Source organism: Kutzneria sp. NPDC052558, assembly GCF_044547355.1.
In the GTDB taxonomy this organism is placed as follows: Bacteria; Actinomycetota; Actinomycetes; order Mycobacteriales; family Pseudonocardiaceae; genus Kutzneria.
The window spans coordinates 44,224-56,254 of record NZ_JBIUAG010000052.1; the positions used below are offsets into that span (position 1 = coordinate 44,224).

Sequence of the window (12,031 nt, forward strand, 5' to 3'; positions counted from 1 at the left end):
TCTGAGTGGATCACCAGTAAACGTCCCGGAACGGTTCCCCGATCAAATGCCGGCGGGTGAAATTCCGCCGGCATTTGACCTGGTGACGATCTTGACGGGCCGGATACGTCAAATCATCGTGAGAAAGCGCTCATCATTGCCGGGCGCCGGTCAGGTGATCCAATGCCAGCTGGGACAGGCGGACGAACCCGTATCCCCTGGCCCCGACCGCGTCGGGGTCGAAGGCCGGGTCGGCGGCCCGCAGCTGCGCCACCGTCTCCCGGCGCGACAGCGTCGGCAGCAGGATCTCGTCCACCTTGGCCTCCCGCAACGCCTCCTGCACCTCGGGGTCGGCGCGGTAGGCCGCGGCGCGTTCCTTGAGCAGTAGGTAGGTTCGCATGTTGGCGGCGGCGCTGGCCCACACGCCGGTGATGTCCTCGGTGCGCAACGGCTTGTAGTCGAAGTGCCGGGGACCGCTGTATCCGGCCTGCTCCAACAGATCCACCAGGAAGAAGGCCGACAGCAGGTCGCCGTGGCCGAAGATCAGGTCCTGGTCGTAGCGGGGTCCGCGCTGGCCGTTGAGGTCGATGTGGAACAGCTTGTCCTGCCACAGGGCCTGCGAGACGCCGTGCACGAAGTTCAGCCCGGCCATCTGCTCGTGGCCCACCTCCGGGTTCACCCCGACCAGGTCGCCGTGCTCCAGCGTGGCGATGAAGCCCAGGGCGTGGCCGATCGTGGGCAGCAGGATGTCGCCGCGGGGCTCGTTCGGCTTGGGCTCGATGGCGAACCGGATGCCATAGCCCTGGTCGATCACGTACTGCGTCAGGACGTTCATCGCCTCGCGGTAGCGGTCCAGCGCCGCGCGGACGTCCTTGGCCGCGTCGGTCTCCGAGCCCTCGCGGCCGCCCCACAGCACATACGTCGACGCGCCCAACTCCGCCGCCAGGTCAACGTTGCGCAACACCTTGCGCAGCGCGAACCTCCGCACCGAACGGTCGTTGCTGGTGAAGCCGCCGTCCTTGAACACGGGATGGGTGAACAGGTTCGTGGTCACCATCGGCACGACCAGACCGGCTTGCGCGACCGCCTTGCGGAAGCGGGCCACCCGCTCCTCGCGGACGGTGTCGTCGGAGCCGAACGGGATCAGGTCGTCGTCGTGGAAGGACACGCCCCACGCGCCCAGCTCGGCCAGCCGCTCCACCGACTCGACGGGGTCCAGCGCCGGCCGGGTCGGCTCGCCGAAGGGATCGTTGGCCCGCCACCCCACCGTCCACAGCCCGAAGCTGAATCTGTCCGCAGGAGTCGGATCCACGTCGACCTCCATCTGGCTTAGTTAGTCGGCCGAACTTACGCATCGCCGCTTCGGGCAGTCAATGGGCGTCGGATTGCCCCGGGGTGAACGCGGGTACCTGGACAGCGTGACTACAGGCGAACACTGCGGCCAGCCGCCGGTCGCCGGCCGATATGCCCTGGTCAGAACCCTGGGCACGGGCGGAATGGGCACCGTGTGGCTGGCTCGGGACCTGCTGCTGGGCCGGGACGTGGCGGTGAAGGACGTCACCGGGCAGGGCGAACGGGTGCTGCACGAGGCCCGGGCGGCGGCACGCGTGGTGCATCCGAACGTCGTCACGGTTTACGACGTTGTGGCGCACGACGATCGGCAGTGGATCGTCATGCAGCACGTCGAGTCGCGAACCTTGGCCGAGGTCATCACGGTCGACGGCGCGCTGCCACCCCAGCGCGTCGCCGAGATAGGTCTGGACCTGTTGGCCGGGTTGCTGGCCGCGCACGCCAGCGGGGTGCTGCACCGGGACGTCAAGCCCGGCAACGTGTTGCTCGACGGCCAGGGCCGGGCCTTCCTCGCCGACTTCGGCATCGCCAGCGCCGAGGGCGACACCTCCAGCGGGGTTCTGGTCGGCGCGCCGGGATTCATGGCGCCGGAGCGTATCCAGGGGCTGGCCGCCGGGCCCGAGTCGGATTTCTGGTCGCTGGGCGTCACTTTGTACGCCGCCGTCGAGGGTGCGGTGCCGTTCGACCGCGGCGAGGCGCTGGCCACGATGACCTCGGTGCTGACCGATCCGCTGCCGCCGCCGGTGCGGGCCGGGCCGCTGGGGCCGCTGCTGATCCGGTTGCTGGACAAGGATCCGGCGGCACGGCCGACGGCGGAGGAGATCTACGCGGCGCTGTCGGGGGCGGCCGTCGTGCAGGCGACCGTGCCGGTGACGGCCCCGACGCCACTGGTGCAGGCGGTGGCGGCGCGACGGCGGCGGCGTGCGCCGATGGCGGTGGGGGCGGTCGGATTGGCGGCGGCGATCGGCGCCCTGTTGTTCGTGCTCCGGCCCGCGCCGCCGGTGGTCCCGGCGCAGACGCCGGCCGCTCCCCCGATCGCGGCGACGACCAGCCATGACGCCGATCCCATCGCGCCCGTGCAGGTGAAGACGACCACGCGGAAGCCGACCTCGACCCCCACCAGCACCACGACCACCACCGTCACCACGACCACCACAACCACCGCGCCGCCGACAACTACGACAACAACCAGCACTGCGCCACCCGCGAGCACCACTGTCACCACCACGGACCAGACTTCCGTGTTGCCCACAAGTTGATGTTGCCGGGAGGCACAGGTGAAGTGGTACGCGGACCGGCCGGGACGGTTCCTGCGTCAAATAATCGCCGACCTGGTCGTGCTGGCCTGGGTCGGCGGCTGGATCTGGCTCGGCTTCCAGGTGCACGACACGGTGCAGCAGTTACGCGGCCCGGGCGACCGGCTGGTCAGCGCCGGCAGCGGGCTACGCGACGTGTTCACCTCGGCGGCGGCCAGCGCCGGCAAGGTGCCGCTGGTCGGCGGGCAGCTCGCCAACGCGCTCGGGGCCGGGGTGCAGGCCGGGGCGACCCTGGCCAACGCCGGCAACGGGGAGATCGACACCGCCGAGAGCCTGGCGCTGTGGGTGCCGGTCGCCCTCGTGCTCGGGCCGGTGCTGTTCGCGTTGGCCATCTGGCTGCCGCTGCGCGTCCGGTACGCCCGCGCCGCCGCCGCGGCCCAGCGCCTCGCCCGTCTCGACGGCGGGGAGGACCTCCTGGCCCTGCGCGCGCTGACCCGCCTGCCGCTGCGGTCGCTGGCCCGGGTCAGCCGCGACCCCGCCGGGGACTGGCGTCACGGTCGTCACAAGGTGATCCGCGAGCTGGCCGCGCTGGAACAAAACGCCCTCGGATTGCGCTCTCCCCACTGACAGTCTTTCGAGGTGGAGGAGTTGTGGTGCGCGTCGACATCTGGTCCGACATCGTCTGCCCGTGGTGCTACATCGGGCGGCGGCGCTTCGAGCGGGCGCTGGCCGGATTCGAGCACCGGGACCAGATCGAGGTCGTGCACCACTCCTTCCAGCTCGACCCCTCCTTTCCGGCCGGGCAGACCGAGCTCACCGTCGACATGCTCGCCGGCAAGTACGGCATGAGCGTGGACGAGGCCGCCGCGATGGAGGCCCGGATGGAGGCGACCGCCGCCGGCGAGGGGCTGGAGTACCACATGGCCGGGCTGCGGATCGGCAACACCACCGACGCGCACCGCGTCGTGCACCTGGCCCACGAACGCGGCCTCCAGGACGCCATGGTCGAGGCCCTGTTCAAGGCGCACTTCACCGCGCAGCGCTCCGTCTTCACCCACGAGTCGCTGGTCGAGATCGCGACCGAGGTGGGCCTGGCCGCCGACGAGGTCCGGGCCGTGCTGGCCTCCGACGCCTACGCCGACGATGTCGCCGAGGACGCCGCCACCGCGTCCCGTCTCGGCGCGAACGGCGTCCCCTTCTTCGTGATCGACATGCGCTACGGCGTCTCCGGCGCGCAGCCGACCGAGCTGTTCACCCAGGCCCTCACCGAGGCCTGGCAGTCCGCCGATCTCACCCGAAGTTGAGCCCCGCCATGCGTAGCGCCAACCGCCCCAACCCGCAACGCCCGCCCGCCGGCCGTCCCTGGCCTCGCCGCCCCGAGGCCCGGACCGTCACCACGCGTTAGAGCCTTTCCCGGGCATTGCCCAGGCCATTGCCGACCAACCTTCAACTCGTAGGTTCAACGATAGTGTTCAATGGCATGGCATTCGAGATCGACACCCCGTCCAGCCTGGCCACCGCTGTCGACGAACTGCTGCCGGCGACGCCGACCCTGCTCGGCCTCGGCGAGCCGACCCATGGCATCAAGGAGTTTCTGTTGCTCCGCAACGAACTCGTGGCCCTGCGACGATGGCGGGCGATCGCCCTGGAGACCGATTTCTTCGCGGCCGCCAGGGTCGACGACTACGTGAACGGGGGCCTGGCCGACCTCGACTCCATGCTGGACAAGGGTTTCAGCCACGGCTTCGGCACCATCCCGGGCAACCGCGAGCTCCTCGAATGGCTGCGCGCCCACAACGCCGACCAGGCGCCCGAGGACCGGATCCGCTTCCACGGCTTCGACGCCCCAACGGAATTCGCCGCCGCGCCGAGCCCCCGGTCGTTCCTGATCGCCGTCGACACCTACCTGAACGCGGGGTCAGCGGCCGAGATCACCGCGCTGGCCGGCGACGACGGCGACTGGTCGAATCCGGCCGCCATGTACGACCCGACCAAGTCCATCGGCAACTCCGACCAGGCCCGCGCCCTCCGCGTCATCGCCGAGGACCTGGCCGACGCGGCTTCCGTGGACCCGGAGGCCCACGACCTCGCCCGCACCGCCCTGGGGCTGCTGCGCTACCACGCGGCGATGGCCACCGAGGCCCCCGACCGCATCGGAAACCTCAGCCGTGTGCGCTCCGAGATGATGGCCGACAACCTGCTCGCGATCATCGCCCGCGAGCGCGGCCCCGTCCTGGCCTTCGCCCACAACCACCATCTGCAACGCACGAACGCCAGCGCCGGCGCGCGCGTGGCCGCCGTCCTCGGCCCGCAGTACGTCGTGATCACGAGCGACGCCAACCCGCAGAGCGAACCGGGCACGCTCCAGCACACTCTCGCCTCGGCGACCACCCGCCGCGCCCTGTTCCGGACCGAGGAACTCCGCGGCGAAACCCGAGCCGGCGACCCGATCCTGCCCGGTCACCTGCCGCTCACCCCCGACGACCTCACCGGCGCCGACGCCGTCGTCTTCATCGCCGACACCGACGGGAAACGCCATCAGTACTGGTGAGACGGCCACCGCCCGGTCCACCCGCAGGCCTCCTCCAGCTGGGCGCTGACGGAGATCAACGTCGCCTCGTCCGCCGGCCGCCCGATCAGCATCACGCCAACCGGTAGCCCGCCCGGCGACCAGTGCACCGGGAGCGACACCGCCGGCTGACCCGTCACGTTCTGCACCGGCGTGAAGGCGACGAACTGCATCGTGCGGTCGAACTCCTCCTCCGGGTCGCCCCCGTCGGTGAACCAGCCGAGCGGGCGCGGCAGCAGGGGCAGGGTGGGGCACAGCACGACGTCGTACGCCGCGGTCCGGTCGATGATCGCCCGTCCGGTGCCCTGCAACGCCGCCAGCAGCGACAACGCCTCCGCGCCGGTGAATCCGGCCCCGCGCTCCCGCAGCATCCGCGTGACCGGCCGCAGCAACTTCTCCTTGGCCCCCGACACCGGCGCGGCGGCGGCCAGCAGCGTCGTCACCCGCGTGAACAGCTGCGCGAACTCCGGGCCGGCCGGCGGTTTGATCTCCTCCACCACATGCCCGGCCTCGACCAGCAGCTCGGTCGCCACGTCCACGGCCCGCACGCACTCCGGATCCACCTCGACCCGGTTCGCCGGCACGGTGAACCGCCCGATCCGCAACTGTCCGGGCGCGCGGTCGGCCGCCGCCAGGAACGACCCGGCCGGCCCGGTGATCGGCACCAGGCCGCCGGGTCGGCCGGCCACCAAGGCGTCCAGCCCGGCCGCCGAGTCCCGCACGGTCCGGGTCAGCACGCCGCGGACGAACAGCCGGCTGGAGTCGGGCGGCAGCGGACCGTCGGACACGCGCCCCCACGACGGCTTCAGCCCCACCAGACCGCAGGCGCTGGCCGGGATCCGGATCGAGCCGCCGCCGTCGCTGGCCTGCGCGATCGGCACCAGCCCGGCGGCCACCGCCGCCCCCGCCCCGCCGCTGGAGCCGCCGGCCGAGTAGGCCAGGTCCCACGGCGTCCGCGTCTCCGGGCCGAAATCGGTCTCCGTGTGGGCGGTCAGGCCGAATTCGGAGGTCGTGGTCTTGCCCAGGCTGATCAGCCCGGCCTCCCGCAGCGCCTTCACCACGTCGGCGTCCAGCGGCGAGCGGAAACCCAGGTGGGCCCGCGACCCGAACGTCGTCGGGGCGTCCCGGGTGATGGTGAGGTCCTTCATCGCCGTCGGCACGCCGAACAGCGGCGGCAACTCGGACCGGTCGCCGTCCAACAGGGTCTGCTCGGCCCCCTTGGCCTGCTGCCGGGCGTTGTCGGGGTCGACCGTCACGAACGCGTGCAGACGGCCGTCCATGGCCTCGATCCGGGCCAGGTGGTGATCGACCAGCTCGACCGGGCCCACCTCGCCCGACCGCACCGCGGCGGCCTGGTCGAGCGCCGACAGCTCGTGCAACTCGGTCACACCGCGCTCCCGTCTAGGCTTTCCCCATGAGCATCCTGGATCTTCAGCTGACCACACTGGGCGGCGAGCCGACCACCCTCGGCGCGCTCGGTGACAAGGCGCTACTCGTGGTGAACGTGGCGTCCAAGTGCGGCCTCACCCCGCAGTACGCCGGCCTGGAGCGCCTGCACGAGCAGTACGCGGACCGCGGCTTCGCCGTCGTGGGCATTCCGTGCAACCAGTTCATGGGCCAGGAGCCCGGCACCGCCGAGGAGATCCAGACCTTCTGCTCCACCACGTACGGCGTGACGTTCCCGATGATGGCCAAGGTCGACGTGAACGGGGACGAGCGGCACCCGCTCTACACCGAGCTGACCCAGACCGCCGACGCCGAGGGCGCGGCCGGCGACGTGCAGTGGAACTTCGAGAAGTTCCTGGTCGCGCCGGGCGGCAAGGTGGTCGGCCGGTTCCGGCCGCGGACCGAGCCCGAGGACGCCGGGCTGGTCGCGGCCGTCGAATCCGTGCTGCCGGCCTGAGCCGGACCGGACTCAGCTCTCCGGCTTGGCCGCGCCGATCTTGTCGATCTTGTTGATGTAGAGCTGGGTTCCCTTCCACTGCAATCCGACGCCGACCGGCTGCACCGTCTTGCTGCCGTCCTTGCCGACGATGTGCTCGTTGGCGCGGATGTAGTAGTCGCCGGGCTGCGCGTCGGTCAGCGTCACCGTCTTGGCCTTGCTCATCTCCGACAGGAACTGGTCGAGACCGCTCTGGAAGTCGGGGCTGAAGTAGGCGTCCGTGGCGTTCTTGGCGTTGCCGGGCAGCTGCGCGTAGAAGTCGGTGACCGTCTGGAGCTGCACCTCCGGGCTGGGGTCCCCGCCCACCGACAGCGGCGGCCGGTTGATGACCGTGCCGGCCGCGGTGGAGCTGGTGGAGCTGGTGCCGCCGGCGCCCGGTGTGGCGCCGGCGCCGCCGGAGCTGTCGGGCGTGTTGCCGCTGCCGCGGTTGGTAACGAGGATCACGCCGATGATCACCGCCACGACCACCGCCGCGGCGATGCCGATCATCGCGCCGCGGTTGGGGCCGGCCGCCTTCTGCTGCGGCGGGTTCGGCCGGACGGGCGGCATCGCGGTGGTCGAGGTGGACCGCATAGGCGCGCCGTGGGGACGCTGCGGCTCCACCCGGGTCGCCATCGGGGCCGGCCGGTGCGCGGCGGTGGCCACCGTCGGCATGTGCGAGGGCATCGGCATCGGGGGCGCGGCCTGGCCGGAGGCGACGGCGCCCAGGGTGTCCCGGCAGCGCACCATGCTGACCCGCTCGGTCGGCTCCGGCGACAGCAGCGACAGCAGCGGCTGCGTGAGCGGTCCCGCCTGGCGCGGCGGATCGATCTGGCCGGAGGCGACCTTGTGCAGCAGTGCCAACGGGTTGTCGGACAGGCCGAACGGCGGGATGCCCTCGACGGCGGCGTAAAGCGTTGCCCCCAGGGAGAAAACGTCCGAGGACGGGGTCGGGTCGTGGCCCTTGGCGATCTCCGGCGCGAGATAGGCCGGCGTGCCGGCCAGCATGCCGGTCGCGGTCACCGTGGAGTCGCCCTGGGCCCGTGAGATGCCGAAGTCGGTGATCTTCACGGTGCCGTCCTCGCCGAGCAACACGTTGCCGGGCTTGACATCCCGGTGCACGATGCCGGCCGCGTGGGCGGCGGCCAGCGCCGAGGCCACGTGCATGCCGATGCGCGCCGCCTCCTGTGGCGCGAGCGTGCCCTGCTCCTCCAGCAGCTGCGACAGGCTGACCGAGGGCACGTACTCCATCACCAGCCACGGCATGCCGTCGCCCTCGTCGACGACGTCGAACACCGCCACCGCGTTGGGATGCTGAAGGCGCGCGGCGATCCGGCCCTCGCGCATCGCGCGGCGGCGGGCCTCCTCGGACTCGGCCTCGGACTGTCCCGGCTGCAGCAACAACTGCTTCACCGCGACGGTCCGGTACAGCAGCTCGTCGTGCGCCTGCCACACGACGCCCATAGCGCCGCTGCCGATCCGTCGGCCCAAGCGGTAACGGCCCGCGACTACCCGGCCATCGACGGTCACGCCATCTCCTCGTTCATGGTTTCGCACGCCAGCGCTTGCGGCGTCGCGACTGCTGCCCGCCGCCCATGTAACCAGCCACGCGCGCCACGCGGTTGGGCCACCACGGCAGACCGCCGTAGACAATACCCAGCCCCGCGCGAATGGAGGCATTGACACGGTGCGAAACCGCCATCACCGTCGTCGTCTACTCAGGCACCGATCCCGGCGGGGGGATGATCATATGAGACACGCGCGCGCCTCCGGCCCGGCCGTCCTGGCCGCCCTGCTGCTGGCTGCCGCCTGCGGGACGCCGGGAGCCCAGCCGGGGCCGACCACGACGCTGACCGTGTGGCTGATGAAGGAGAGCGCGCCGGACAACGTCATCCGCGAGCTCAACCAGCAGTTCCACACCCTGCACCCCGACGTTCAGGTGCGGCTGACCACGCTCGAGTGGCCGGGGCGGGACGCGAAGTGGCAAGCCGGGATGGCCTCGGCCACGCCGCCGGACGTGCTGGAGATGGGCAACAGCGACGTGCTGGCCTACGCCAGCACCGGCAAGCTGACCGACCTGACCACGCAGGACTTCGAGAACTCCGACAGCTGGCTGACCGGCCTGCGCGACGCCGGCAGCTACGAAGGCCGCCTTTACGGCGTGCCGTACTACGGCGGCGACCGCGTCGTCATCTACCGCAAGGATCTGTGGCAACAGGCCGGCCTTGGCGCACCGCCCAGCACGTTGGCCCAGCTGGAGGCGGACGCGGCCAAGCTGATCGCCGCCAACCCGGCCACGGACTTCTCCGCCCTCTACTTCCCCGGTCGCTATCAGTACGCCGCCCTGCCCTTCGTGCTCGACGCCGGCGGAACCGTCGCCACCCAGCAGAACGGCAGGTGGGCCGGCGCCTTGTCGTCGCCCAAGTCGCAGGCCGGGTTGCGCACCTGGGCGGACTTCGTGGCGAAGGTCTCCCGGGCGCCGGCCGACAAGGACGAGACCAGCGACGTGGACGCCCTGGGCAGCGGGCGGGCGGCGATGATCATCGACCAGGGCACCACCGCCGGGGCCGTGGCCAAGAAGTACCCGACCCTGGGCGAGCAGCTCGGCGTGTTCCCCATGCCCGGCGCCACCGGGCCGATGCCGGTGTTCCTGGGCGGCTCCAACCTGGTCGTGCCCAAGGCCAGCCAGCAGGCCGACCTGGCCGCGCAGTGGATCCGGCTGCTCACCGGCACCCAGTACGAGGGGCTGCTCGGGCAGAGCGGCCTGGTGCCCAACAGCACCGGCCTGTCCGCCCTGGTCAGCGGGGTCACCGCGGTCGAGCTGGCGGCGGCCGGCAAGAGCTGGTTCACGCCCCTGTCGACCCGCTGGTCGGCCGTGGACAACGCCAACGTGATCCAGGACATGCTCCAGTCCATCGCCGCCGGCAAGGCCACCGTCGCCGAGGCCACCACCGCCGCCGACCGCAAGATCACCGACCTGCTCAACACCCCCGGCTGACCCCCGCTCAACGTCACACCGAACTTGGTGAATCCGTTTCATCAGTTCGCTGTGACTGTGGGCGGGACTCGCGAGATCTCTCACGGAGTGCGGTCAGGTGATTGCCTGGGGTCATGATCAATATCACTGTCCATTGTTTCTTCGGGCATTTACGCGGCGGAACCATTGCATCCATCGGGCGTTGCGAATGGTCCCTTCACCCCGCCGGGGTTTCGCCCATTCGCCGGGCGATCCGGCCACCGGCCATCACCTCGGTGTGGGCGATCCAGGCCCGGTCGAGCGGCCGTTGGGCTCCGCCCACCGCGCGTAGACGTACGCAGGCAAGTTGACGACGGCCTGCACCGAGGCGCGTCCGACTAGTGGCGATTGACCCGATGAATGGGTCCACGCAGTCAACCGACCCGGCCTCCCCTGCTCGATCCTCGGCAGCCAGCGCCGCGCCGCCCGTCGCGGCCAGAAGTCCCATCTGGTGAGCGGGTTATCCGAGTCTCGCCTGGCGCGTGCTCCCCACGGCGAGACAGAGTCGTCCGCCGTCCAGCTCAAGGCATCCGCCCCGCGCACGTCACGATTAGGTCGGATGTTTTCCGGGTCCTGTCCGGTACTGTCGAACCGCCCGCCACAACGACGTGTCGAGTGGAGCTGCCCTGTGACGACAAGATCCCTGCTCGTGGCCATGGCGGCCGCGACAACCCTGGCCACAACCGCGGTTCCGGCCGCCGCCGTGGACTCCCCCGCCCGGCTGGCCACGTGGGGCCCGAGCATGACCATCGGTGGCCCCAACTTCAGCAACCAGACCCTTCGGATGGTGGTGCACAGCAGCATCGCCGGCAGTTCGCCCCGGGTCACGCTGTCCAATCTGCGCGGCACCACACCGCTCGCCGTCGGCGCGGTCGACGTGGCCGTGCAGGGCGCCATGGCCACCGCCGTGGCCGGCAGCCATCACACCGTCACCTTCGCCCGGTCGCGGACGCTGACCATCGCCGCCGGCGGCGAGGCCGTGAGCGATCCCGTCCCGATGTCGGTGGCGGCCGGGCAGAACCTGCTCGTCAGCGTCTTCCTGCCCAAGGCCACCAGCTCCGCCACCTGGCACTTCGACGCCTTCGACACCAGCTACCTTTCCCTGCCCGGCGACCACACCCGGGACGACGGCGACGGAAACTACGTGGCCGCGAGGACTTCCTGGTTCTACCTGTCCGGTGTCGACCTCGTCCCCGCCACCGCCCGCGGCGCCGTCGTCGCCTTCGGCGACTCCATCACCGACGGCTACAACACCCCGGTCGGGGCCAACCAGCGCTGGCCTGACGACCTCGCCCACCGCCTCGCCGGCTCTCGCTCCGTCGTCGACGCCGGTCTCGGCGGCAACCGGGTGCTCACCGACGTGCCCAACATCTGGCAGGGCGTCAGCGCCCTCAAGCGCTTCGCCCACGACGCCCTCGGCCAAGCCGGGGTCCAGACCGTGATCCTGTTGGAGGGCATCAACGATCTGCACGCCGGCATCAACACCGCCGGCGGCCCGCTCACCGCCCAGGACCTGATCGCCGGCTACCAGCAGCTCATCGCCCAGGCCCACCAGGCCGGCGTGAAGATCATCGGCGGCACCGTCATGCCCGACAACGAACCCACCGACCGCGAGGCCATGCGCCAGGCCGTCAACACCTGGATCCGCACCAGCGGCGCCTTCGACGGCGTCGTCGACTTCGACCACGCCATGGCCGACCCGGCCAACCGCCACAGCCTGCTGCCCGCCTACGACTCCGGCGACCACCTGCACCCCAACGCCACCGGCATGCAAGCCATGGCCAACGCCGTCGACCTGACTCTGATCAGCTGACCCATGTCATGAAGGGGCCCTTCCTGACGTTGAACAGTACTTTGTCACTTTGTCAGGGAGTGTGGTTTGATCTTGTGCTGTGGATCTTGGTCAGGTGGAGTCGCTCAATGACGAGTTGACCCGGTTT

10 protein-coding genes are annotated in these 12,031 nt (G+C 70.8%); 7 read left to right on the top strand and 3 right to left on the bottom strand.

The genetic code is table 11. The features are described from left to right. Window positions 1-133: 133 nt before the first annotated feature. Entirely contained in the window at window positions 134-1,291 is a 1,158-nt protein-coding gene (xylA, locus tag ACIG5F_RS46550) for a xylose isomerase (protein WP_396526719.1), read from the bottom strand. A 106-nt stretch (window positions 1,292-1,397) separates the two neighbouring features. Here xylA and ACIG5F_RS46555 point away from each other — a divergent pair, with 106 nt between their 5' ends. The 4 genes from ACIG5F_RS46555 (at window position 1,398) to ACIG5F_RS46570 (ending at window position 5,136) form a co-directional block, all read left to right on the top strand. Continuing rightward, a complete protein-coding gene (locus ACIG5F_RS46555) occupies window positions 1,398-2,588 on the top strand; it encodes a serine/threonine-protein kinase (protein ID WP_396526721.1) in 1,191 nt (396 codons plus the stop codon). Window positions 2,589-2,606: 18 nt separating this feature from the next. Further along, window positions 2,607-3,212, top strand: coding sequence for a hypothetical protein (locus tag ACIG5F_RS46560; protein ID WP_396526722.1), 606 nt, complete (start codon window positions 2,607-2,609; stop codon window positions 3,210-3,212). Between the two features lie 26 nt (window positions 3,213-3,238). After that, window positions 3,239-3,889, top strand: coding sequence for a DsbA family oxidoreductase (locus ACIG5F_RS46565; protein ID WP_396526723.1), 651 nt, complete (start codon window positions 3,239-3,241; stop codon window positions 3,887-3,889). Window positions 3,890-4,065: 176 nt separating this feature from the next. Beyond that, window positions 4,066-5,136: an erythromycin esterase family protein gene (locus ACIG5F_RS46570; RefSeq protein WP_396526725.1), complete on the top strand. Its 1,071-nt coding sequence runs from the start codon at window positions 4,066-4,068 to the stop codon at window positions 5,134-5,136. Here the strand turns inward: ACIG5F_RS46570 and ACIG5F_RS46575 are convergent. Further along, window positions 5,124-6,542, bottom strand: a complete 1,419-nt coding sequence (locus ACIG5F_RS46575) for an amidase (RefSeq protein WP_396526726.1) — start codon at window positions 6,540-6,542, stop codon at window positions 5,124-5,126. The genes ACIG5F_RS46570 and ACIG5F_RS46575 overlap by 13 nt on opposite strands. Window positions 6,543-6,568: 26 nt before the next feature. Here ACIG5F_RS46575 and ACIG5F_RS46580 point away from each other — a divergent pair, with 26 nt between their 5' ends. Next, window positions 6,569-7,057 carry a glutathione peroxidase gene (locus tag ACIG5F_RS46580; protein WP_396526728.1) on the top strand — a complete coding sequence of 163 codons (489 nt, stop codon included), beginning with the start codon at window positions 6,569-6,571 and terminating at the stop codon, window positions 7,055-7,057. A gap of 12 nt (window positions 7,058-7,069) precedes the next feature. On the opposite strand, the gene ACIG5F_RS46585 is transcribed toward ACIG5F_RS46580, so the two are convergent. After that, window positions 7,070-8,605, bottom strand: coding sequence for a protein kinase (locus ACIG5F_RS46585; RefSeq protein ID WP_396526729.1), 1,536 nt, complete (start codon window positions 8,603-8,605; stop codon window positions 7,070-7,072). Window positions 8,606-8,825: 220 nt separating this feature from the next. Here ACIG5F_RS46585 and ACIG5F_RS46590 point away from each other — a divergent pair, with 220 nt between their 5' ends. Together ACIG5F_RS46590 and ACIG5F_RS46595 are read left to right on the top strand one after the other, a co-directional pair. Then, a complete protein-coding gene (locus tag ACIG5F_RS46590; protein WP_396526731.1) occupies window positions 8,826-10,073 on the top strand; it encodes an extracellular solute-binding protein in 1,248 nt (415 codons plus the stop codon). A gap of 646 nt (window positions 10,074-10,719) precedes the next feature. After that, the gene (locus ACIG5F_RS46595; protein WP_396526733.1) at window positions 10,720-11,904 is read left to right on the top strand and encodes an SGNH/GDSL hydrolase family protein; all 1,185 of its coding nucleotides are present in this window, start codon (window positions 10,720-10,722) and stop codon (window positions 11,902-11,904) included. Window positions 11,905-12,031: the final 127 nt, after the last annotated feature.

Coding starts and splice junctions, on each gene's coding strand:
- ACIG5F_RS46570 (WP_396526725.1), top strand. CDS start 4,066: ATGGCATTCGAGATCGACACCCCGTCCAGCCTGGCCACCGCTGTCGAC.
- ACIG5F_RS46580 (WP_396526728.1), top strand. CDS start 6,569: ATGAGCATCCTGGATCTTCAGCTGACCACACTGGGCGGCGAGCCGACC.
- ACIG5F_RS46590 (WP_396526731.1), top strand. CDS start 8,826: ATGAGACACGCGCGCGCCTCCGGCCCGGCCGTCCTGGCCGCCCTGCTG.